A 23,637-nucleotide genomic window follows, 5' to 3' on the forward strand; every position below is an offset into this window, starting at 1 on the left:
TCGAAAAAGTCATGGGCACGGACTACGAGATCGGATCTCCGATCATTTCCCAGCATTTGTCGATATTCAGCCTATGGGATGTTAGGATTGCGACATGCGCAAGCGTGGCTTCCCGTTGCGATCGGCTTTTCTGTTCTGGACAGTCCTGGCTACGCTAGGTTGTGGGCGAATCGGATTCGACGAATTGCTCGCCGATGCTGGAACGAACGACTCAGGAACAACGGACGGAGCAGCAAACGACGACTCGGACGGCGACGGACTAACGGATATGGTCGACTGCGCCCCTCAAATGCCAGACCCTCCAGGTACGCCAGGGGTGGGAGATCCCTGCGACGGTAACGATTTAGACCAATGCGAAGACGGTAGCATCGTCTGCGAATCAGGGATGCCGGTCTGTAACGACACTATTGATGATATGGAACATGCCGAGATTTGTGACGGCGTAGACAATGACTGCGATGGTTCGTTGGTTGATGACGGGACTGACGATTGTGGGGCGTTTACCGAATGCATTGGGGCAGCGGGTTGTTCACCGGTCCGGGCTATCGGAAATTTCGGAAGCATAGCCGACGATTTTGTTTTTGACGCATTGCTTCTTTCGGACGGGGATCTGCTTTTCACAGGAATAAGCAACAACACAGCAGGACAAGGAGATTTTGATCTTTTTCTAACTCGACTGTCCCTAAACGGCACAATACGTTGGACCACTTTGGTGGGGGGATCGGGGTACGACGCTGGATTGAATATTGCTGAATTAAGCAACGGAGATTTCATGGTAATCGGCGAAACCGAGTCTTTCGGGGCTGGAGACCGCGATTTTTACTTGGTACGCGTTGATGGGACTGGGGCACTTGTCTCAACCTCCGTTCATGGCGGCAGCGGCGCCGAACGAATCGGTAACAACGGACATATTGAGCAACTTGCCGATAATTCATTCCTATTGGTCGGCTTTACACAGAGTGCGGAGTTTCGACCTTCCGGTGGAGGTGGCGAGGAAGCGATAATCGTATCCGTTGACGAAAACGGAAATGATCTGTGGGCTGTTTCAATGGGCGGCAACGGAAACGAATACATCGCCGGCGCTGCCTCAGTATCGAGCGGAAATATTATTGCCGCTGGCACCACGGACTCATTCGGAAACGGCTTGGATGATACTTTCCTGCTACACCTTACCAACGATGGCACGCCACTTTCAGCCACGGCCTATGGACAAAACGGTTATGACACTGCCTATGGTTTGGCGCACAACAGTGGAAACGATGATATATTTTTGATCGGCCTCAACGATACCTATGGGGGATTCCATACGCCGTTTTCTTTTGGCGCAGACATTTTCATACATCGATTTTCAGGCACCGGTGTCCTGCAAGAACTGATTGTTCTCGAACGGGACGCAAGTGAAATGTTTGTAACCCTTGCGGCCTCGGAACAAAACACTCTCTATTTTGCTGGCCACCTCAGAACCTCTGCCGTCCAACCGCAAACTCAAGACACGATCGTGGGCTCTATGAATTTGTCAGCCAACCTAAATTGGGCAACACGTATCACTTCAAGTATCACTGCCCACACCAACCAAAGTTATCCACGTATCGTGCCTTTGTTAAACGGCACGACCGCGATCATCGGCGCGAGTTACACCGGAACCGGAAATCGTGGCGCTGACAGTTTTGTCACGATCGTGGGTGGCCAAGGTGGCGCTGGCATTTGCCCAGGGTTTAGCAATCTTGCATCAGAGCTCAACCGCGAACAAGTCACGCCCCTGCCAAGCCCAGCTACTCTTGAAAACCCGATTCCGCTAGGTTCCACCCTTCAAATCAGCTCGGCAATGATGAACTCCTCAACAGGTGGCGTGGCGGCAAGCGTAGCGGGCTTCGAATTGCTTCCTCAACAGCTGTGCAACTAAAACAGTCCCTTACAATACCGATATCGCGCAAGCATAATCGTAATGGAGCACAAGGTCATTTATACTATTCTGCGCCTCTAGACTAGCTCGCAGCCGCCTCCGCGCAGCAGGCCTTGCACGCGGTTGAGCATCGCTTCGGAAGGATCAACGCGCAAGCCGTCACCCGATAAACGCACTGCCCATTGCTCTTGGGAGTTTAGCTCAAAGCGTACAGGACACTTTCCTGGATGGGCTTCGAGCGCTTCGCGCAAAGCTTTAAGTACACCAGGTTCGGTTTGATCGACATCGAGCGAAATCCGCACGCCACGACTTTGCTCCCTAAAAGCCTCTCCCAGCGCAGTGGCTTCTTTTAAGACTAGCTTGGCTTGAGTCCCTTGTTCAGCCCCACCACTCTCAGCGGCGGCGCCCCGGTCGTGTTCATGCTGAACACTGCCTTTGACCAACACACCTTCACCCGAACCAAGAATCTCTCGTACGTTATCAAGCACTCGTGGTCTTACAATCACTTCAACACGGCCCACCGGATCTTCCAAATCAAAGAAAGCAATCTTATGCCCAGTTTTAGTGGTTCGCTCTCGAAAGCCCTCGACCATACCGCCCACCGTTACTTCGGTGCCATCCGAAAGGGCACTCAGGCTTTGAGTGCTGGCGCTGCAAAAACGTTTGAGCTCCGATACGAAGCGATCCAGGGGATGACCTGAAACGTAAAAGCCCAAGGTATGCTTTTCACGCGCCAGACGTTCTTTATCACTCCACCCATCGATGCGGGGGAATTCGGAACGAAGAACGGTATCGGGTTGCGTGTCATCTCCAAGCAAAGCAAGCAAGTTGGTTTGTCCGCTACGACGTTCAGCTTGCGCTTTTTTTCCACGCTCAAGCGCCATATCGATAGCCGCAAAGGCTTGCGCGCGACTGATGCCTTGCGGTTGATGGGCGCTTCCAAACGCCCCGCATTGAACCAAGGCTTCGACAACGCCTTTGTTCACTTTCCGAGAATCCACTCGTCCCGCAAAATCAAAAAGATCCAAAAAGGGCTGCGTTTGCTTCGTCTCTTCGTTTCGCCGGGCAGAAAGTATCGAATCCAGCGCGGCCACGCCAATGCCTTTGACTGCGCCTAAACCAAAACGCAAGCGAGGGCGATAGGGGTCGTAGAGCTTACCTCGCCTGGACCGCTGTTTACCTTTGACTACTTTGCAGCTCTCATCGGGCGCATCATTGTAGACCACCGTGAAATCAATTTCGCTTTCATTCACGTCCGGCGGAAGCACAGTGATGCCCATGGATTTCGCTTCGGCAATGGTCCGCACTACTTTTTCACTTTTTTCTTTATCCGCTGTGAGCGTGGCGCACAAAAACTCCACGGGAAAGTTCGCCTTTAGATAAGCCGTCTGATAGGTAAGCATCGCGTAAGCCGCCGAGTGCGATTTGTTAAAACCGTAACCTGCGAAATACGACATGAGCTCAAACACTTTTTCGGCATCTTGCGGCTGATAGCCCTTGTCCGTGGCACCTTGCACAAAAGTCGCTTTTTGCTTGGCCATCTCTTCGGCTTTCTTCTTACCCATCGCACGGCGGAGCAAATCCGCAGCGCCAAGGGAGTAGCCCGCCATGCTTCGGGCGACCTGCATAACTTGTTCCTGGTAGACGAGCACGCCGTAAGTCTCTTTGAGGATCGGCTCAAGGCTTGGATGCGGATACTGGATCGCAACCCTGCCGTGCTTACGTTGCACAAAGTCCTCGACCATGCCGGAGCCAAGCGGTCCCGGACGGTAAAGCGCCACAGCAGCAATCACATCTTCAAGCGAATCGGGCATGAGTTGCTTAAAGAGGGCCTGCATACCACTTGATTCCAACTGAAATACATTGGTTGTTTCGCCAGAACGGAGCAGTGCGAAAGTTGCAGGATCATCGAGCGGAATACGATCGATACGAAAGAATTCACTGTTTTGGCCAGGACGGCGTTGTATCAAACGGCATGCAATATCAATGACGGTCAGTGTACGGAGACCGAGAAAGTCAAACTTAACCAGACCGGCTGCTTCAACGTCGTCTTTATCGTACTGCGTCACCAACACGCCAGGCTCAGGCACAAAGACCGGTACATGACTCCATAAAGGGCCTTCACTAATCACCACACCAGCAGCGTGCATCCCGGCATGACGCGTCAGATCCTCAAGTGTTTGCGCACTTTGAATCAGCTCATTGATGACGGCATCCTCTGCGCAGGCGCGCCGAAGGCGTGGTTCTTTTTCGAGCGCTTCGGGAATCGACACGCTCTTGCCTTGTATCGGTTCAGGAATAAGCGTGGCAATTCGGCCAGCGTCTTGAGGAGTCATACCCATCACGCGTGCAACGTCACGCACTACGCTTCGGCTTTTCAGGGCATGAAAGGTGGCGATTTGCCCGACGCTCTCTTTGCCGTACTTTTCTTTCACATAATCAATCACTTCGTCGCGGCGATCCATACAAAAGTCGATATCGAAGTCGGGCATCGACACACGTTCTGGATTCAAAAAACGTTCAAAGAGCAAACCGTACTCGATGGGATCGAGGCCTGTGATACCCATGGCGTACGCCACAATGGAACCTGCACCCGAACCACGGCCAGGGCCAACAGGAATGCCTTTTTGTTTTGCGTGATTGATAAAATCAGCCACGATAAGAAAGTAACTTGCAAAACCCATCGACACGATGACATCGCATTCGTGTGCAAGACGTTTTCGGTAAGCCTCGTGATCAACCGCTCGTCCCGTCTCGTTGAACTCCGCAAAGCGACTCTCGAGGCCTTCATTAGCCAGCTTGCGAAAGTAGGTGTTGTCATCCATGCCTTGGGGCACGGGGAAATTAGGCATCACAGGCGGGCTCAACGGATCGACCGCTCCGCCGCACATTTCTGCAATGAGCAAAGTGTTTTTTATCGCCTCGGTTTTCTCGGCGAAGCGCTCGAGCATTTCCTCTGCGCTCTTTAGATAAAGCTCTTCATTCTTGTGATAGGAAGCTTCGCTATCCTTCAGAGTCATACCCGATGCGATGCATTGCAAAATCAACTTGGCGCGATGGTCTTTTTTTTCTGGATAGTGGCAATCGTTTGTAGCCACGATCGGAAAGTCTAAGCTTTTTGCAAGCTCACACAAAATACGGTTCAAGGGCTTTTGTTCGACAAAGCCGTGATCTTGCAGCTCCACGAAGAAAGCACCCGGCTCGAAACACTCACCCAACTGACCCATCACAAGTTTTCCGTTGCCAGAGCCTTTTTGCAAAATGCTTTGTGCCAAAAACCCGCCCATGCATGCACTAAGACCGACAAGGCCCTCGCGGTGTGCATGAAGCAGTTCATAGTCGATAGCGCGCGGCTTATCCTCGCTGCCATTAATCCAAGCACGGGAAACGAGATTCACTAAGTTTTGGTAGCCTTTCTGGCTACGTGCCAGCAGCAGCAGATGCTGTCCCGGGCCCTGGCTTTGATTCACCGCATCGACGAAATCAATTTCGCAACCAAGGATCGGTGCCACGCCCTCTGATTTACAGGCTTTATTGAACTGCATGGCCCCAAACATGTTGCCGTGATCGCTCAATGCGATCGCTGGAGCGCCTTGCTCCTTCGCCCACTTTGCAAGCTGCTTGATACGGATAGCGCCATCCAGCATGGAGTACTGGGAGTGAACGTGCAGATGAACAAACTGTGAATTCGACATAGAACGAGATTATGTACCTGAGCCTTACCTTGATTGAAAAGGCCTGATACCCTCCCCGTCGCATGTCTACCTCTTCTGAGAGCTTTTGCCAGCGTCTTGACCTCGGGCCAAATGACAGGCGGCGCCGATTGCAGCTCATGGGATTAACGGAAAGCATTTGGCCAAAAAGCCAAATACTTTCGGTCTATGTAAAAAAGTACGAGCAGGAAATCTTAGATGATTTCGAAGCGCAACTCAGGGACTTCAAGCAGATCTATCATGCGGTAATTCCACGTTTTCGTCTCGACGAAATGCATGCCTTGATTGAAAAACAAATCAGAAATCTTGGCCATGAAATCCACACCGAAGAATACTTTGAAGAGCGTTTGCGCCTCGGCTCAGCCTACGGCAAGGCTGAGCTACCAGCTTTTGTCTGCAACTATCTATTTCACTTGCTTAGCAATTGCCTCCTCGCTTCGTTGAATAATCATCAACAGCAGGACCTGGATGCGGTTGCAGAACGCTTGCTGTGTTTGGATTTGTCGCTGGCTCTGGAAGTCATTGCTCTTATGGAGCGCCGCTCGCGCAAGGAGCGATCAAGCGATCGAAAAACACCAATCGAATCGGACAATGCTGCGCTCTATCCCCTTCCCAAGGTTGAAAAAGGCTACGTCCTTACCGTCCTTGAGCAAGTTCTTTCTCCAGATACACAAAATCTGTCTCCGATGAGTGTCGTTGTTGCCGAAGTCGATCGCTTGGCAATCATCAATCAAACGCATGGTCAAGCGATTGGCGATGAAGTTCTAAGACGTGTTTCGGTACGTATGCGGAGTGCTTTACGCGATGAAGACACGGTTGGCCGCTACGGTGGCGATGATTTTTTGATTTTGCTTCGTGATGCACCTTTGGACATGGCTCGCGATGTGGCTGAACGCCTAAGACGCCGAGTTGCAGCCGAACCGATACGTTTGCGCGATCAGCAGATCCATCCGACCATTACCGTGGGAGTGGTGCAAGCAGGCTCGAGCGAAGGCGCTGAACTCCTGTTTAGGCGTGCACGCTCCGCCTTAGAAGCCGCTATTGAAGCGGGCCGCAACTGCGTACGCTGCAGCTAAACCGTTACTCGTATTCGCTCGAAGCACTAAGCCACGAACTAAACACGTGGCGAATGTCGTCTAAAGAATCCTCAATCATCAAAGGCATCGTCTGCGCGTAAGTATCAAGCAGCACAAGCGCGTTCACGGACGAGTCGGTTTCGGTGGCAGCCCGAAACCGAGCAGCAAGCGCCATGTTAACTTTTTGCATGGCACGATAGATTTTCGTGAGCCCACCAAGCTCATGGTCCATTGCCTTACCAGTTTGGTAGCGAAAATACTGCGCCAGCATGTACATGGAGGCCACCCGATAAATCACTTCTTCCTCGCTCGGAACTGGCAAATGGAAACGAGCCATCGGCCGAAACACCGCGGGATGAGGGCAACCGCTCGTTGCCATAATAAGACCCATCAGTGAGCCGATTGCACTTTGTGCCGTAGTTTTTTGAGCAACGATACGCTCAGCCGCACGGACTCTCAATCGCACGCGATCGTGGGAAACAATCGTATCAAAACGCCGAAGGACATCGACCAACGCCACCGCAGCCGGGCAGTGCGGATAATCCGCCTTCCTCAAGGGACAGTTGGAGCACTGATGAAACTCGAGCCGTGTCCAGTCGGGCAGGTTTTGCTTGGCAGGAACTTGTAGCTGGTAGCTCTGGGCATCAAACACAAAACGAAAGCTTTCTTTCTGAGCGTTGTCGAATTCGAAAATGTACTCGACGACTTCTGTCTTGTGCCCATTTTCCGCCATGCATGTGATTAAACGCAGGAAAACGAAAAGTGCGCAAAAAACACAGCTTTGCCACGGTAAAAGGGTAAACCCCCCGCAACTTTTGAGCTGGCTTCCAAGCTAAAAAAACGCTAGGCTTTCCCATTCGACCCCCAAAACCGCTGTTTTACCGGGTTAATGGACGATGAAGCTCAGCCGAGAGATTGCCTTGCAGCTTTTGAGGCTTGGTGCTACAAAGCGCCTTCTTTGTGAGGAAAAAGTATTATGCGTGCCACGCCATTAACCCAAGTAAAAGAACGCTTAAAATAAAGAAGCACTTATCAAAGCAGTGCAGGGTCTTACCACCAAAGAGTTGTGGATTGACCGGATTAACGAAGATAAGGGTCTTGAGCATGTCTCTAATGCAAAGTTATTGCACTTGCACGATGTGCTTAGCAGCGTAAAAAAAGAGTTTGGTAGCCGCACGAAGTTGATTGACTCAATGTGTACGCTTCAAAACCGCAGCAAAGACGCAGACTACCGTAAATCGCTTGAAAGCCTAAGCACACCGCGCTTGTTCGACAAACAACGCGCACTTGCTAAAAAAGCCAAAGCTCGCTCGTAGCGGCCAGGACTTGCTTTTAGCGAAGCATCGTAAAGTAGGCCTCAACCAGTGTAGGGCCGAAGAACAAGTATTCAACAGCAGCCAGCGCGAGGAAAGGTCCGAAGGGCATTTTAAGCCGCCCTTTGCTTTTCGGCGTATCCGTTTGATCGGGATCCGCTTCATCCTGGCTTGGCTCCTGTGCTTCGATGGCGCCTTTGGGCTTGAGACTGCGACCGCTTAATAAAAGCACCGCAGCTGCGAAAACGCCTTGAAATGAGGCGGCCATAAGAGAAAACAGTACGCCTTTCCAGCCAAGGAAAGCACCAATCATCATGAGAAGTTTGGAATCACCTTCGCCCATGCCGCGACGAGCGAAGAGTATCTCGTAGCCCCACACGAAAAGCACTTGAATACCCAAGTAACCGAGGCCGGCGCCGAGCGCGGCATCAAGAGCGCCAGGCTCCTGGCGCAAGCTCACCGTAACAAGTCCCAACGCAGCGCCTGGCAAGGTCACCTCGTCTGGAATCAACATACAATCAAGATCAATGAAGGTAGCAACCAGCAAACCACCGACGAAAGTAAAATAGATGCCCGCTTCAATGACGGCAGCAAGCATATAGCGATCGGGACTGGCCCATACCACCCACAGCTCAGCGATAGCCAGCGCTAAAACAGCACCCAATAGCTCAACCAAAGGGTAGCGTATGGAAAGCTTTACGCCACAACACGCCGCCTTGCCTCGCAAAAAAACATAGCCCAAAATAGGTACGTTTTGCCAAGCGCGAACAGGTGCACCGCACGCAGGGCAATGGCTTGGCGGTTTGATGACCGACATCTCCAAAGGCCATCGGTAAATTGCCACATTGAAAAAACTGCCCCACGCCGCGCCTAGCACAAAAGCCACAGTGCGTATAAACCATGGTGATAGGTCAGAAACGAGCATGATTCATGCAATGTAAAACGTTAGTACTTACAAAGAAAGAAAAGGTAGATTGAGATCATGAACTTCCTTGAAAACCCACGCGAAGCTCTCACAGAAGCAGGCTGCGTCGTCATCAAGGTGGGCTCCAAAGTCCTCGCTGGCTCGAAGCACAACGGCTGGCTTGATGCCTTTGCGGCTCAGATTGCGGCTTTACGTGCCCAAGGCCGCGAAGTCGTCGTGGTGACCTCGGGCGCCATCGCATGGGGTTATCCTCGGCTTGGCCTCACGGAGCGACCCACCGAAATGGCTCTTTTGCAAGCCTCGGCTGCGGCAGGACAAAGCCATCTCATGCAAGCCTATGAGCAATCCTTCGCAAAGCACGGTCTGGCTGCAGCCCAAGTTCTGCTCACTCGGACAGGAATCATCCCGCGCGATCGCTATCTCAATGCGAGCGCAGCGCTGAACGCTCTGTTGGATCACGGACTCGTTCCGATTGTAAACGAAAACGACACCGTTTCGATTGATGAGATTACCTTTGGTGACAACGACCATCTTGCGGCCATGGTGTCGTGGCTGGTTGGCGCCGACTTGCTGATTTTGCTTACCAGCGTGGATGGCTTGCTTGATGCGGAGCAAAAACGCGTAAGCCTGGTTCCCGAAATGGCCACCGTCAGCGATCTGGTCAAAGAAGAAAAAAGCACCGACGGCACAGGCGGCATGGACTCGAAACTCAAAGCGGCCGCCTCGGCAGCCAAACATGGCGTACCTGTGGTGATAGCAAACGGTAACGACGGAAGCATCCTGCAGTACATACTTGATGGACAAGATGTAGGCACCCTTGTACTTCCTCAAGGCTCACGCCTGGCGTCACGCAAGCATTGGATTGCCTATACCTTGCATCCGGAAGGAAGCGTAGTCGTTGATCACGGCGCCGCCAAAGCCTTAGTCCAAGGCAAAAAAAGTTTGCTGCCTGCTGGAGTCGTTCAAGTCCAAGGTGATTTTGCGGCTGGCGATTCGGTGCGCATCATTGATGAGCATGGCGAAGAAATCGCCCGTGGGCTGAGCCGCTACAGCGCAGAGGATGCAAAAAAACTCATTGGCGTTCAAAGTCATGAAATTGCAGAGTGTTTGGGCCGAAACGATGGGCATGAAATTGTCCACAGAGATGATATGGTAGTGATCTACGATGCAAGTCACTACGACAAGAAATAAGAACATGACTGATAGCAACACAAGTGGGGAGCAAACTAAAAGCCAAATCACTGATTTAGCGCTAGCGTCAAAGGCGGCAGCGCGCAGTCTTGCGAGTTTGCCAACTGAAAAGAAAAACGCTGTGCTGTTACAAGTGGCTGAGTTACTGCGGGCGAGGCCAAAACTGACTACTTGAAGCCAATCAAAAAGACTTGGCGTATGCTAAAGACAAAGGTCTAAGTAGCGCTTTGCTGGATCGCTTGCGTTTGGATGAAAAGCGCATCGACGACGTGGCCAATGCCGTTAGCCAAGTGGCAGCCATGAATGATCCCATTGGCGAAGTGACGGGGCTTCACACTACGCCAGGCGGTGTTCAAGTTGGCCAGATGCGTGTGCCTTTGGGACTTATCATGATGATTTACGAGTCACGCCCTAATGTCACAGCTGATGCGGCGGCCCTCTGTCTTAAAAGCGGCAACGCCTGCATTTTGCGTGGTGGCTCCGAAGCCTTTCATAGCAACACGGCCTTTGCCAAGGTCTTCGAGCAGGCCTTGGAAGAACAAGGTCTACCCAAAGCAGCGGTTAGCTTAGTTCCCACGACGGACCGTGAAGCAACGCTCCATCTGCTCGGCCTTCATGGCATCATTGATCTGGTGATTCCTCGCGGTGGCGAGCGGCTCATTCATTTTGTCGCTGAGCATGCCAAAATACCCGTCGTGCAACATTACAAAGGCCTATGTCACGTCTACGTCGACGGCGATGCCGATTTTGACATGGCAGAGCGCATTGCCATCAATGCCAAAGTGCAGCGCCCTGGGGTCTGCAACGCCATGGAAACTTTACTGGTCGATCAAGCCTGCGCCAAAAGTTTTTTGCCCAGAGTCTGTGCAGCGCTCAAAAAAGAAGGCGTCGAGATACGCGGCGATGAGCAATCTAAAGCAATCGTCCCCGACATCAAAGCCGCCAGCCCCGAGGACTGGGACACCGAATACCTTGATCTGATTTTATCGATCGCAGTGGTGGACGGCATCGATGGGGCCATCAAGCACATCGAAGAGCATGGCAGCAACCACACCGAAGTCATCGTCACGCGCAGCTACGAAAAATCCCAACGCTGGCTTAGGGAAATTGATGCTAGCTTTGTCCTGATCAACGCTTCGAGCCGATTTAACGACGGCGGTGAACTTGGCCTGGGGTGCTGAAATCGGAATTTCTACAACAAAAATGCATGCTTATGGCCCTATGGGCTTAAATGAGCTTTGCGCTTTAAAGTGGATAGGCTATGGACACGGGGAAATACGTCGTTAACATCTTTTAAAGGATTCTGGTTTGGCTAAACAAAGTTCATCGGTCGCTCGCAACGTTCAAAAAAATTCAACCCAGCTTGGCGCCAAACAACTTGCCCTCGGCATCGGAAATATCGGCATCGATAAAAAGGCCAAAGACATCGAAATCATCGATGTGCGCGGCAAAGTCGATTACACCGATTATATCGTGCTCATGAGCGGCAGCAGTGACCGTCAAGTCAATGCTTTGGCACGTTATATTGAAGAGGGCAGCAAAAAGGATCTTGGCACACCATGTCATGGTGTAGAGGGTTTACCGAAAGCCTCATGGGTACTTCTTGATTACGGCGATGTGATTGTGCACATTTTCCACGAACACACGCGTCCTTATTACGATCTTGAAACGCTCTGGATGGATGCCAAGCGCGTTGCACTCAAAGCTTAGCGCTACGTCGTGCAAGTTCTAGTGATTTCGGTGGGTCGGCTTAAAGACAAAGAGCTCAAAGCCCTGATTCAAGACTACGGCAAGCGTATCTCTCGTTTTACGCGTTTTGACGAAAAAGAAATCAAAGACGCCCAGCTTGATACCGTGCGCGAGCAAATCGAGCGCGCCATTCCAAAACGCTCGCGTACTATCGCTTTAGAGGTTCAGGGCAAAAGCTTTACGAGCCCCCAATTTGCCGCTGCCGTCGAACACGCCAGACACGATGCCATTGAGCATCTGGTGTTCATCATTGGCGGCGCGTACGGACTGCCCAAAACGATTTCCGATCAAGCCGACCTCAAGCTCTCGCTTTCCACCATGACCCTTCCCCACCGCCTTGCGCGCCTGCTACTGCTAGAGCAAATCTACCGAGCTTTTAGCATCCTTGCGAACGAACCCTACGCCCATGAGAGCTAGAGCATGTTCCAAGTGCTGCGACAATTTGCCGCAGCGAAAAAAACGATAGATTTAGTTAGTTTGCCGCCATGAACGCGACGAACGCTAACACAGATAGACCTGTCACTCTTTCTTTTTTTCGTTGGCTGCTTCAACGCGACACAGCATGGTCGGCACTAGACTGTTTCGGTCGCGGTTATTTAGCCATTGCTGCTTTGGCCTTTTTTCAAGTGATCGCGTTGCGGGTTCCGGCGCTTTTTCATCTACAAGGCAGGCAAACAGTCCTAGCACTGCAAGCGTCGGACATGATTCTAGTCTTTCTGTTTATCATTCCAACGCTCTTTCAACTAAGCAGCACCTTCATTCTCAAATCGCACCTTGATGAAACAAGCTTTGCTATGCCTAAAATTGCAATCGCTAGTTTTTTTCTCTACCTCGGCGGAACAGTTTCGGTCCTGACGAGTGTGGCATTGCAAAAGCCGACAGAGCTTAGCAGAAGCTGGCTCCTGCAAACGAGCTATGATTCGGCCTTAAGTGGAGCTGAAACGCCTTGGTTGTTGATTGGCATCGCCTTGATTGCCGTTTCACTGCTCTTATCTGCAATCAATGTCGTCTCGACGATCTACGCTTGGCAACGCAAGTCCACGCCTAGCAAACGAGACCTGCCAGCCTCGCTTTGGTCACTCTACGCCCATAGCCTTGCGATTTCCATCGCCTCTCCGGTGCTTGTGCTCACCATGCTCCTTACTCTCGCGGAGCGCAGCAACAGCATTTCCTTGTTTCGCGCCAGCGCTGGGGAGATCCCTTTTCTTTTTTACATTTGTTTTGGTTTTCGGCGCATCCTTTGCTCATCACTTCGATTCTGCCAGCTCTTGGATTCGCACTTGAAAAGCTAAGTTCCACTGAGCAGAGACCAAGCGCGGCAACCACCCATGAACGCAATGCATTCTTTGCTTTTGCTTTGCTTAGTTGCACGGTATGGGGACAGCACATGGCAGCGGCAGGCATCAGTGCCCAGACCGCCCTATCATTTAGCTTGCTAGGCATCGTCTCGATGTATCCGCTGGTTTATCTTGTCATACGTGCCTTTCACTACACCCGCAGCGTTAGCCATCGCCACCTGCCGGAGCTCCTCCCTGCCCTGAGTGTCTTTGCTGCGCTTTGCGTGCTGATTGCTTTGGCTATGCTTTGTTCTGCTGCCGGTATGGCGGTCAGCACCAACCTTTTGCTCTTTTCTCACCTAGGCCTAGCGCTTGTTTCGTTGCTCATTGTTCTCGGCATGATTTCCAACCTCCTTGCGAGCTGGCACAGCGATCAGCTAGGATAGAACACATCCCCTACGATGATCGCAAAACGCAAAATAAAAGTTTATCTATTAATTCTTTCAGCCCTTGCTCTTTTGCGATCGGCCAAGTCGCCGCCGAAAAAAATGACCACTCGGGTTATCACTACAAGGTTATCAAAGTCATTGATGGCGATACGCTCGTGGCCACCGATGGCAATATCAAATTCAAAGTTCGCTTGGCCGCCATGGATGCTCCAGAGCGCGGGCAGCCCTACAGCAAAGTCGCCAAGCATCTACTAAGCGAATACGTGCTCGATGAAAGCATTTTGATTCGACCCGTGGGCAGCGGCCTTGACCGATATGGACGCGTACTCGGCCATGTCAGCGTCAACAACAAAGACGTCGCGCTTCGCCTCATTGAAGAAGGTCTCGCCAGCTACTATCGCCCCACATGTCAGGATTATCCAGCCGATAAAAAGAAATACAACTATGAGCCGGCGCTCTATGTCCAAGCGGAGCAGCAAGCCAGGCAAAAGAAAAGAAACATGTGGTCCGAAGCTTCTGTCATCTTAGCTTGCAGCTATCGACGACAGCCAAAGCATCCATAAGCCAATAAGCATCGGCTTTAAATTTCTTTTCACAAAGGTGTTAATAAATAGCCTCAAGCTACGTCTTTATAAGTAGAGCCTACGTTTTTCGCGGGCTTGCAGGACATGAGGATGTAGTATGCATGCAACAGATAGCGATTCTTCAGTGATGGCGAACTTGCAGGAACTGATGGAACTTCAAAAGCAGCGTGTTCGTGATGAGAACGCTCGAATCCAAACACAGCTCGCGAAGCAAGAAGCGCTTAGACAGGCCGAAGAGCAGCGCCAGCAGGCCGCACGCGAGGCCTCTGTCAAACAACACGAAGAGAAAAAGCGCGAGCAGGAGCGCCAAGCTGCAGAGGAAGAAAACAGGCTCGCTCTAGCGCGCCACGCGGCGGAAGTACGCCTCCGACTGCAAGCTGCGCAACACGAGCGCTTGTCTCGTGAAGCCACTCAACTGGCGCATGAACGAGCTCTTAGTCGCATCAGACAAAAGCAGGGATGGCGACTGGCATCGAGCACAGGTCTCGCCATCTTTTGCATTCTGGGGACTTTGTTGGGGAGTAGCTATTTTCTTTACCTGCAACCTCGATTCGAGCGCTATGCCACACAGGCGCAACGCGAACGAGTGCTTCGAGAAAAGCTGCAACAACAGCAAACGTTGATTTCGGCAAAGCTTGATCAGCTTAAACAGAGCTTGCATGAACAGCAAACACACGATAGCGACGAAGGCAAGCAAAGCATGACTAAGCCCGTAAAGCGCGTTCACAAAAAGCCGGTCGAAAGCAGAAGCCAGCACAAAACAACGAAAACCAAAAGGCTAACCGGCTTTGGGAGCCTGAACAGCAACGATCCGCTTTTTGGCTTGCCTGCGCCCTAGATGAAAGTCGCGGCAAGATGCCAACTTCGTCATTTTTTTGGCATTTCCTTGCCACAATTGGCAATTTTAAACTATTTTTCATGCCAAATTTTGTTTGTTAAGAAAAACAGCCGCGCCACGTTGATCAAGTAGAGCTCAAGGGATGTCCCGCATGAAACACACCGAATGGATTGAAGAAGCACTGAGGGAACATGAACGATCACTCCTTAATTTCGCGAGCAGCATGGTTGGACCGCATTACGCGGCCGAAGCCGTGCAAGAAACTTTCTTGCGACTTTGTCAGCAAGAGCAACAAAGCGTGTCAGGACACCTTCGCGCCTGGCTCTTTAGTGTCTGCAAAAATCTATGCCGAGACATCTTGCGCAAAAGGCGGCATCTAATGGGAGCCTTGGAGACCGACGGTTTACAAAGCCAAGAAGCAGCTCCTGCTCTGCACGTTGAAAAGCAGCAAGAACTTACACGCATCCGCCATTGGATGCAAACGCTTCCGGCTTCTCAACAAGAAGTTCTTTCCCTGAAGTTTTCTTCTGAGCTTTCGTACAAGGAAATCGCCGAGGTCATGGATATGAGCACATCGCAAGTGGGCGTGCTGCTGCACCGCGCCGTAAGCAGCCTCAAAGACAAGATGAACAAAGAACAAGAGAAAGGAGGCAAGCATGAATAAAGAAGAACAACAAGCCAGGCTGCTTGCCTATCTATTGGATGAACTCGGTGCACAGGAGCGTCAAGCTGTCGAAGAGCAACTCGCTCAATCGCAGAGCTTGCGAGACGAAGCCGAAGCGCTCAAAAGCACCGTGCACATGCTTCAAACACTTGCTCAAAGCGAACTTGCGTTAGATGAGAGCCAACGGCAGAAAGTTCGTGAAGCTGCCAAAGAGCAGACAGTCACAAGTGCGGAGCACAGCTCTTCACCACTCGCTTGGCTAAAACAAGTTCCAGGACAATGGTGGGCTGCTGCAGCTCTATCGGCCGCAGCAGTAGGTAGTGTGATGATCTGGGCTGGCGGAGTGGCCACTGTTCAGCGGTTTCAAGGAGAAGAATCGGCGAGCGCCAAACCGTTCGAGAGGCAATCGGACAACCCGGTCGCCTTTAACTCAACAACCATGGAATTCGCTAAAGAAGCACGCCCGGCGCGCAATGCGCTTCGAAGGTCACGACGCAAGCAAGCCACGGCAGCCGACCCGCTTACAGGGATAGGCTACGGAAGTGGAGGTGTTGTCGCTGCACCCGCATCCCCGAACTTTAATACCGAGCGCTATGCAGCCCTCAACGAGTCAGGTTTTCAAAACACTATCTCTTCTCCGTTTTCAACCTTTTCGATTGATGTAGATACAGCATCTTATTCGGTCACGCGTCGACATTTGCAAAACGGAGAACTGCCCCCGACGGACGCAGTGCGCATCGAAGAACTGCTTAACTATTTTCGCTACGATTATCCGGAACCGAAAGCGGGCAAGCCTTTCAGCGTCAGTACGGACTTAGCGAAAGCACCGTGGCAGCCCCAGCATCGTTTGTTGCGCGTTGCGCTCAAGGGTCGCGAGATCGCACCAGACGAACGCAAGCGCGCCAACTTGGTGTTTTTGATTGATGTCTCGGGCTCAATGGCCGATGAAAACAAACTGCCCTTGCTTAAGCGCGGCTTTAAGATGCTCACCGAATCGCTCAAGACCCAAGACCGCGTAGCGATTGTGGTCTATGCCGGCGCATCCGGTGTGGTTTTGCCGAGCACGCCCGGAAATCAGCGGCAGCGCATCGATGCCGCATTGGATGAGCTTTACTCCGGCGGCTCGACCAATGGCGGAGAAGGCATTAACTTGGCCTATCACATTGCCAAGCAAAACTTCGATCCCGAAGGCATCAACCGCGTGATCTTGGCCACCGATGGCGATTTCAATGTCGGACAAAGCAGCGATGCTGAACTCAAACACTTGATTGAAAAGCACGCCCAGAGTGGGGTGTTTCTCAGCGTACTTGGCTTTGGCGAGGGCAACTACAACGATGCGGGTCTGGAACAACTGGCGGACCGCGGCAACGGCAACTATGCTTACATCGATAATCTACGCGAAGCGCGCAAAGTGCTCGTCGAACAACTTGCCGGAACACTGATCACCATTGCTAAAGACGTGAAAATCCAAGTGGAGTTCAACCCCAAGAAAGTCGCAAGCTATCGTTTGATTGGCTATGAAAACCGTCGTCTTAGCAATCAAGACTTCAACGACGATAGCAAAGACGCTGGCGAAATCGGCGCAGGCCACACGGTGACGGCGCTTTATGAAATCGTGCCGGTGGGCGTCAAAAGCAATGCCCCGAGCGTGGATCCGTTGAAGTACCAAAAGCCTGCGGCGCACACCGTGCTTAGCAAAAGTGATGAATGGGCCACGGTTAAGCTTCGATATAAGGAGCCTCGTGCACATCAAAGCAAGCGCATCGAGCACATCGTAAGTGGCAGTACCCCTATCCAGATGCGCCCCGACTTTGCCTTTGCTGCAGCTGTGGCGGAGTTTGGTTTATTGCTTAGTGACTCAAGCCATAAAGCACGCGCCAACCTTACTCAAGTGCTGACGCTTGCCAGGCAAGGCAGCGCTGGCCCATTGGCAAACACCGAACGCCGTGAGTTTATCGAACTTGTAAAAGCAGCCATGCGTTTGAAAGGATGAAGTCGTGAAGTTATTGGAGAAAAAAGCAAACGTTTTTGAGAAACGAGCCCTTAATATTGCCATTCTTTGGAACGACGATGTGCTTTATGCAGAGCATTTGCGCTTGCCCAATCACTTTGTGCTTTCATCGTCGGATACTGAGCATCCAAAATTTGTCAGTCCTGAGGGACTCATCAAGGACGAGTCCCTCTCGTTGTTGCACTGCGATCCAGACGGCTCTTTTCGCATTGTTATTCCAGAAGAAGCCTTCATTGAGCACGCGCCTTTAGACATGCCGGAAGGAAAGATCGAGCAACAGGTCTCGGTTTCGCCGCGCGATGGCGAGCATTTGGCTTTTCGTCTGGATGAGATTTGCTTTCATTTCTCCCTTAGCGATGGAGCTCAGCACCCTTTACCCCTCAATCCGATCGACTGGCGAGCGACGAAATACAGTCTAGCTTCGTTGCTCTTTCATTTTTTGCTTGTCATGGGTATGTGGCTGATGCCGCCCTCTTCTTCATCGCTAGCGATTGAACTGCTTAGCCCCGATAGCGCACTCGTTGATTATGTGCACGACGCCAATGAACGCGAAACGGAACATATTCTTGTGAGCGTGGGCCACGACAATGCAAGTTCATCGGCTCCCGAAGCGATGCAAGGCGATGCAGGCCAGCTTGGCCGCCCCGATGAAAAAGCAAAAAGCGGCCGTGCTCAGTATCATGGCCAAGGCTCAACGCGGCTCTCGCCGATGCTAATGGCCGAGAGCGCGGGCATTCTTGGCGTACTGCTTGCATCCACCGGCGCACTGCACAGCAGTGATTCACCCTACGCGAAAGATCGCGCACTTGGCATCGATGCTGAGACCTTTTGGGGAAGCTATGAAGGGGTTCCCGGAACGCAATTTGGTTTCAACGGCCTCGGACCACATGGCACCGGTATCGGCGGTGGCGGTGATGCCAATGGATCCAAACCACTAGCCAGGATCGGAGGACTGGGAAACGACGGGGGAGGCGATTACGGACTTATTCGAGGCACCCTTGATCTTAAAGGACGGCAAAGTCATGCCCCACGTGTCAGTTCGCAGCAAGCGACGGTTACCGGAACGCTATCTAAAGAAGTGATTCGCCGAGTGGTAAGACGCAACATCAACACGGTGCGCTACTGCTACGAGCAAACGCTGCGCGAGCGCCCAGATCTTGAAGGACGTATCACCATGAGATTTGTGATTGCTGAGGGCGGCTCAGTCATCTCAGCGGACGTTTTATCGCGAGCAAGCGACATTCAGCACACGGAGCTCAGCCAATGCATGAGCGAGAGCATCCGTCGCTGGAACTTCCCACAACCTGAAGGTGGCGGAGTGGTCATCGTAAGTTATCCCTTTATGTTTGCTTCAGGCGGCTAGTGTTCGTTTAAGGTTTTATGCGGCGGGTTCCTTTTGGCGGCTTCCATGCGAAGGTGTTCGTAGGGACTGGCTTGTTGAACTTGAGTTTTGAGAACTCAAACTTATTGCGATTGCCGCTGTGGTCAATGATCAGCACACGATGCACTACCCCGCGTCTTGATGGATCGGCATCCACAAAAAACAAGATACGATCAAAGTTCGGATCAGGTTTTTGCGGCCGCAGCTCAAGCACGTATCCATTAAACTTCCATGACGCCGATTCAAGCAGGCGAAAATGAAAATCATCGGCCAAGCGGCTGGTACCGGTAAGAAAAGACATGGCTTTGGGCAACTGGGCGTTTTTCATGTCTTGCTCAAAGAGCTGACCGGCGCTGCCTTCCTCACCTGGCTCAAATATTTGCAGACTCTTGCTATTGGCAAGGATTTTTTTGCCGTTAGGCTTGGCGTAGTTCCAAAGCATTTTGCCGGGTTTGACAAACAAGACCTCACCCTTGGAACGCTCGTAGCGCTGGTAAAGTTTGTAGTAGTACGTTTGGTAGAAACTGGCCGCGACGCTTTTGGTCTGATCGTAAAAGGTCTGGACATAGGCTGCGACCGTTTTTGCATCGACTTTTGGGTCCGCCGCGAAGGATCCGGTCGGAATCCCCAGTATAAAAGCGCATACCGTGAGATAAATTCGTAGTCGTTTCATATGCTTCTTTGACTGCTTGCCAGAAAAATTATTCATAGCTCACGATTTTGTGGTATTTTTTCAAAAACTCAAACAGTTTCAACGTTATAGCGTATTTGCCCTCAGCCGGTCCTGGCACAGGGCCGCTCTATGATCTACACTAAAACGCACATACAAAAAATCCCGGAGAGAAAATAGGCTCTCCGGGACATCGAATAAGCGTTAGGTAGACTCTAAAGCAAAGGACTAAGCAAGTAAGGCAAGATCCAAATTTAGAAACTGTAAAATTAAGAAAGAATAAGAAAGCTAAGAAACAAAGCGCTACTTCGTTTCACATGCAATTTGGGTGCCAAATTAACTCAATCGACAAAGAAAAGCATTAACTATCTGAAATTACTAACATTTCACACACAGTCTTCTGTTTTTCTACTCAACCAACGATAATACTGGCCTTTGAATGCTGACAATCGTGTCATATCTAAAGCTTTGAAATTCATCGAATGTCACACGAAGCAAATGATTTGATTTATGATAAGTCTCGCTAACCCCTATGCTTGAGTCTTTTTCAAAAGGGTTGAGCAACGATTTATGAGCACCGCAAAAAGCAATCCAAATATCGTTTCGGCACATCCATCTCAAGAAGAGGGGTCGGAAGTTGCACCGACAGGAACCTGGTCTGGTGATAATGTGCCTGAAAACCAAGGCACAGCTCCAGAGCCCGACGCTCAAGACGCCTCACAACAAATTGCAATCTCATCGCAAGTACGTGAGAAAACTTACTCGGAGGTGCCAGGATTGATGCCGGATGAAGAGCAGAGAGCTGCCGAAGCCACGCAAAGCCAATCGAAGGCAACTCCCAGCAAAAAAAAACCGGTAGCGCCTCCTCAGCCATTGCTAGCTTCCACTCTTTTGCTCGACGATTTTGCGCCCAAAGAACCTGGTCAACAGCTGATTCGTCGCAGCTCCATCGCAGTGGGCATCCTAGGCACCGCGGCTGCGTTAGCGCTATCTCGAGCTGAGCCAGGGCCCTTAGTTGTTGCAGCAATTTTCGCAATCATCGGAGCTATCGGCGCCTTTAAGCTTTCCTATGCTCATCGCGCCTGGGCATTGACTGTCCTAAGCTTTGTAAGTCTCGGCTTTTTATCTTGGGTGCGCAGCAGCACCGCAGGCCTTTATTCCGGTCCTTGGTTAGGCCTGGGCGTGGCAGTCCTATGTGGAAGTCTGCTTTTCCGCGCGTACTACCGCAGTGCGCTTACCTCACGCATTCTTGTCGGCGCGTCGGTAATCGTGACAGCTGGCTGGCTGGCCATAGCCACCCAAGTCGAATCGATATCTGTCCTCGAGATCGAATGGCAATCTTGGGCAAAACCTGTTCTTTGGTTGGTTTTGAGCCTGCTCTTGCTTTTGTCCCTACTCTCTTTCATGGAGGCGCAAACCACGGGCGGCTGCAGGATCTGGGCAACATGCCTGCTGCTTTGGTACCCGGCGTACGTTTTTTTGGAATTGGCCTTGCGAACATGGCCTGCCCAAGGTGGAGCTGTGCTCATCTCTCAGGCATTGCGTACCTTAGCGCCAGCCTCGTCGGTATCCGGAGAATTCCAAATCAGCCCCGAACTTTCAACGCTTTCGGTCTCACTTCTGTGCGCGCTTGCTGCGCTCGGGCTTTGGCAGCTGCTTGCTGTACACTATACCCGAAGTTTCCGTGGCAGACGTGATGATATTTCGCTGCGCTTAATGTCCAACCGCTAGAGCATTTTTTACCTGCTTGTGCGGCGAGCCTTAAGATCGTCATGACCCTATGACTAGCCTTTCAAGGGCTTTGAACCAATTGATCAATGAAACGCTCTAGTCTCAAGCGGCGCGAGGCTTTGAAAAGGATAGCCTCTCCGCCTACAAGCTGCGCGCGGAGTAGCTCGAAACCCTGCTCAACACTTTGAGCCAAAATGCATGGCGTTGAACTAAACAAAGGCCTTTTGGCAAAGACCTCGGCAAACTTGCCGATAGCCACGATGCGATCAAAGCCTGCAGTAGCGATTTGTTGCGCGACCTGCTGGTGGAGTACGGTACTTTGTTTTCCCAGTTCGTCCATGGTTCCGATGAAAGCTATTCGCCTGCCTTGGAGTTGCTCCATCGTCTCAATCGCGACTCTAAAGCTGGCTGGGTTCGCGTTGTAGCAGTCAGCTAGGACGCGGAAGCCACCAACAAGCCGCAACTCTGCACGCAGCGGCGTCGGTCTCATCCCCTGCAACGCGCTTTGAGCCTGTGCCGAGCTCATTCCAAGTGACTTTGCAACATGAAGCGCCAAGCTGGCATTGTCTGCAAAGGCCAAGGCGGCATAGGGAATGCTTAAGTAGTTTCCTTCAAAAAAAAATCGCGCAAATCCTCGTTTATCAATATAAGCTTGGCTTGGTGCGCCCTGTGCTGATCCTGCTACACTGGGTACCAGATGAACATCTTCAGCGAAAAGACGCGCTACGCGGATGACATTGCGAAGATGACTTGGAATAAAGGCCTTTGCTGAAGGGCGCAAGTACTGGAACACAGAACACTCCTCTTGAAACACGCCAGCACTATCGCCAAGACCTTCAAGATGCTCGTCGCTCAACGAGGTAAACACTACAATGTCAGGCTCGGCCATGGATGCAGCACGCGCTATCTCTCCCTTTTTACTTGTGCCCAGCTCCACAATGACAATATCGTTGTCCTGCTTTGCTTCGAGCAGAGTTTTGGGCACGCCAATCAGATTGTTTTCATTGTTCTTCGTTGAATGGACGCAAAAAAAATCAGACAGTATAGCACTCAGCATGTCCCGGGTTGAGGTTTTGCCGTTTGATCCGACAACGGCAATGACTTTCGCCGAAAGATGTCGACGTTTACTGCGAGCCATATGTCCAAAGGCTAACAAGGTATCATTTACACAAAGCAGGGGTAGAGGCGCGCTTCCTTCGGGAATCCGTTGAACCACTGCTAGAGCCGCTCCCGAAGCTGCTGCCGCTGTGAGAAAATCATGTCCATCGTGCTTCGCTCCTTGCAGGGCTACGAATACCGAACCAGGGCGCAAGTTGCGAGTGTCTGTGCTGAGCACAGGAAACTGTATCTGGCTTTGTACGCTTCCTTGAATGTCAAGCGCAGCGAACATCTGCGTCAGTGTGGCTCGCTTAGGCCGCGGTGGCTAAGCACTCGAAGAGAGTTGGGTTCTGTCATTGCTCATTTGATCACAGGCTAAAGTTCTGCTTTTCTCGCATCTGACACGAGATAATCGATCGTCAAGTACCCGGCGATGGTCTCGGGTGAAAGGCTTTGCTTTAAATCAAAAAGGGGCAATCTACCCATAAGTGGTACATTCAATGCCGTACAAAGCGTTGCGATTTGTTCGTTCGAAAAAGGAACGTTTTCATCTACGCAGTTGGCTACCCATCCGATTAGCCGTAGCCCCTCAGATTGTATTGCTTCGGCCGTAAGCAAAGCATGGTTTAGGCAGCCCAATCGAATGGCCACGACCATGACAACATCAAGCCCGAGCTGCTTGGGGATCTCAGCCATGGTCGTGCCGTGGATATCAAGGGGTACACGAAAGCCCCCTGCTCCTTCCACAACCACAGTATCGGAGATTTTAGCAAGTTGAGAGAAAGACTCAACAATGGGACCAAGTTCAATGGGAACATGCGTTTGCGCCGCCGCGATGTGCGGTGCAATTGGAGCTTCGTATGCAAAGGGATTGACAAGATTATACTCAGCGACCCTTCCCGCTGCTTGAAGACGCAAGGCATCATCGTTACGAAGCCCCTGGGATGTCATTTGACTTCCCGAAGCTATCGGCTTCATTCCAACGGCCCGCAGACCAGCATGGCGAAGTGCAGCAATAAGTGCACAGCTTACCATTGTTTTACCGACTCCAGTGTCGGTGCCGG

The 23,637-nt window shown here is 51.6% G+C and carries 19 protein-coding genes and 2 pseudogenes; 15 read left to right on the forward strand and 6 right to left on the reverse strand.

All coding sequences use genetic code 11. From position 1 onward, the window contains the following. Positions 1–94 precede the first annotated feature (94 nt). On the forward strand, positions 95–1,903 hold the full coding sequence (locus tag IPJ88_15955) for a putative metal-binding motif-containing protein (GenBank protein QQR89668.1): 1,809 nt from the start codon (positions 95–97) through the stop codon (positions 1,901–1,903). Positions 1,904–1,980: 77 nt separating this feature from the next. On the opposite strand, the gene dnaE is transcribed toward IPJ88_15955, so the two are convergent. Further along, the gene (gene dnaE, locus IPJ88_15960; protein QQR89669.1) at positions 1,981–5,598 is read right to left on the reverse strand and encodes a DNA polymerase III subunit alpha; all 3,618 of its coding nucleotides are present in this window, start codon (positions 5,596–5,598) and stop codon (positions 1,981–1,983) included. Between the two features lie 62 nt (positions 5,599–5,660). On the opposite strand from dnaE, the gene IPJ88_15965 reads away from it, so the two are divergent. Then, positions 5,661–6,692, forward strand: a complete 1,032-nt coding sequence (locus tag IPJ88_15965; GenBank protein ID QQR89670.1) for a GGDEF domain-containing protein — start codon at positions 5,661–5,663, stop codon at positions 6,690–6,692. 4 nt (positions 6,693–6,696) lie between these two features. Here IPJ88_15965 and IPJ88_15970 read toward each other — a convergent pair whose 3' ends face one another. Next, a complete protein-coding gene (locus tag IPJ88_15970) occupies positions 6,697–7,425 on the reverse strand; it encodes a hypothetical protein (GenBank protein QQR89671.1) in 729 nt (242 codons plus the stop codon). Positions 7,426–7,668: 243 nt separating this feature from the next. Here IPJ88_15970 and IPJ88_15975 point away from each other — a divergent pair. Then, positions 7,669–8,008, forward strand: a pseudogene (locus IPJ88_15975) (hypothetical protein). Between the two features lie 16 nt (positions 8,009–8,024). Here the strand turns inward: IPJ88_15975 and IPJ88_15980 are convergent. Next, positions 8,025–8,930, reverse strand: a complete 906-nt coding sequence (locus IPJ88_15980) for a prepilin peptidase (protein ID QQR89672.1) — start codon at positions 8,928–8,930, stop codon at positions 8,025–8,027. A 57-nt stretch (positions 8,931–8,987) separates the two neighbouring features. Between IPJ88_15980 and proB the strand changes: the two genes are divergently transcribed. The 11 genes and pseudogenes from proB to IPJ88_16035 all read left to right on the forward strand — a co-directional run bounded on the left by proB (position 8,988) and on the right by IPJ88_16035 (position 19,056). Next, positions 8,988–10,121, forward strand: coding sequence for a glutamate 5-kinase (proB, locus tag IPJ88_15985; GenBank protein ID QQR89673.1), 1,134 nt, complete (start codon positions 8,988–8,990; stop codon positions 10,119–10,121). A 4-nt stretch (positions 10,122–10,125) separates the two neighbouring features. After that, positions 10,126–11,408, forward strand: a pseudogene (locus IPJ88_15990) (glutamate-5-semialdehyde dehydrogenase). A 102-nt stretch (positions 11,409–11,510) separates the two neighbouring features. Beyond that, the gene (rsfS, locus tag IPJ88_15995; protein QQR92062.1) at positions 11,511–11,831 is read left to right on the forward strand and encodes a ribosome silencing factor; all 321 of its coding nucleotides are present in this window, start codon (positions 11,511–11,513) and stop codon (positions 11,829–11,831) included. Between the two features lie 9 nt (positions 11,832–11,840). Then, positions 11,841–12,287: a 23S rRNA (pseudouridine(1915)-N(3))-methyltransferase RlmH gene (locus tag IPJ88_16000; GenBank protein QQR89674.1), complete on the forward strand. Its 447-nt coding sequence runs from the start codon at positions 11,841–11,843 to the stop codon at positions 12,285–12,287. A gap of 68 nt (positions 12,288–12,355) precedes the next feature. Next, positions 12,356–13,162 carry a cbb3-type cytochrome c oxidase subunit I gene (locus tag IPJ88_16005; GenBank protein QQR89675.1) on the forward strand — a complete coding sequence of 269 codons (807 nt, stop codon included), beginning with the start codon at positions 12,356–12,358 and terminating at the stop codon, positions 13,160–13,162. After that, positions 13,087–13,593: a hypothetical protein gene (locus IPJ88_16010; GenBank protein QQR89676.1), complete on the forward strand. Its 507-nt coding sequence runs from the start codon at positions 13,087–13,089 to the stop codon at positions 13,591–13,593. Before IPJ88_16005 ends, IPJ88_16010 begins: the two co-directional genes overlap by 76 nt. Positions 13,594–13,751: 158 nt before the next feature. Continuing rightward, positions 13,752–14,159, forward strand: a complete 408-nt coding sequence (locus tag IPJ88_16015; GenBank protein ID QQR89677.1) for a thermonuclease family protein — start codon at positions 13,752–13,754, stop codon at positions 14,157–14,159. Between the two features lie 118 nt (positions 14,160–14,277). Further along, complete coding sequence (locus IPJ88_16020) at positions 14,278–15,018, forward strand: hypothetical protein (GenBank protein QQR89678.1); 741 nt, start codon at positions 14,278–14,280, stop codon at positions 15,016–15,018. 151 nt (positions 15,019–15,169) lie between these two features. After that, positions 15,170–15,682 (forward strand): sigma-70 family RNA polymerase sigma factor, encoded by a 513-nt coding sequence (locus IPJ88_16025; GenBank protein QQR89679.1) that lies wholly within the window; start codon positions 15,170–15,172, stop codon positions 15,680–15,682. Then, a complete protein-coding gene (locus IPJ88_16030; GenBank protein ID QQR89680.1) occupies positions 15,675–17,675 on the forward strand; it encodes a von Willebrand factor type A domain-containing protein in 2,001 nt (666 codons plus the stop codon). Before IPJ88_16025 ends, IPJ88_16030 begins: the two co-directional genes overlap by 8 nt. 4 nt (positions 17,676–17,679) lie before the next feature. Then, the gene (locus tag IPJ88_16035; protein ID QQR89681.1) at positions 17,680–19,056 is read left to right on the forward strand and encodes an AgmX/PglI C-terminal domain-containing protein; all 1,377 of its coding nucleotides are present in this window, start codon (positions 17,680–17,682) and stop codon (positions 19,054–19,056) included. A 7-nt stretch (positions 19,057–19,063) separates the two neighbouring features. Here IPJ88_16035 and IPJ88_16040 read toward each other — a convergent pair whose 3' ends face one another. Next, positions 19,064–19,747: an outer membrane lipoprotein carrier protein LolA gene (locus IPJ88_16040; protein ID QQR89682.1), complete on the reverse strand. Its 684-nt coding sequence runs from the start codon at positions 19,745–19,747 to the stop codon at positions 19,064–19,066. 567 nt (positions 19,748–20,314) lie between these two features. Between IPJ88_16040 and IPJ88_16045 the strand changes: the two genes are divergently transcribed. Next, positions 20,315–21,475 (forward strand): hypothetical protein, encoded by a 1,161-nt coding sequence (locus IPJ88_16045; protein QQR89683.1) that lies wholly within the window; start codon positions 20,315–20,317, stop codon positions 21,473–21,475. A gap of 61 nt (positions 21,476–21,536) precedes the next feature. On the opposite strand, the gene murF is transcribed toward IPJ88_16045, so the two are convergent. Together murF and bioD are read right to left on the reverse strand one after the other, a co-directional pair. Next, on the reverse strand, positions 21,537–22,865 hold the full coding sequence (gene murF / locus IPJ88_16050) for a UDP-N-acetylmuramoyl-tripeptide--D-alanyl-D-alanine ligase (protein ID QQR89684.1): 1,329 nt from the start codon (positions 22,863–22,865) through the stop codon (positions 21,537–21,539). 83 nt (positions 22,866–22,948) lie between these two features. Further along, positions 22,949–23,608, reverse strand: coding sequence for a dethiobiotin synthase (gene bioD, locus IPJ88_16055; protein QQR92063.1), 660 nt, complete (start codon positions 23,606–23,608; stop codon positions 22,949–22,951). Positions 23,609–23,637 lie beyond the last annotated feature (29 nt).

It is taken from the genome of Myxococcales bacterium (assembly GCA_016699535.1).
In the GTDB taxonomy this organism is placed as follows: Bacteria; Myxococcota_A; Polyangia; order Polyangiales.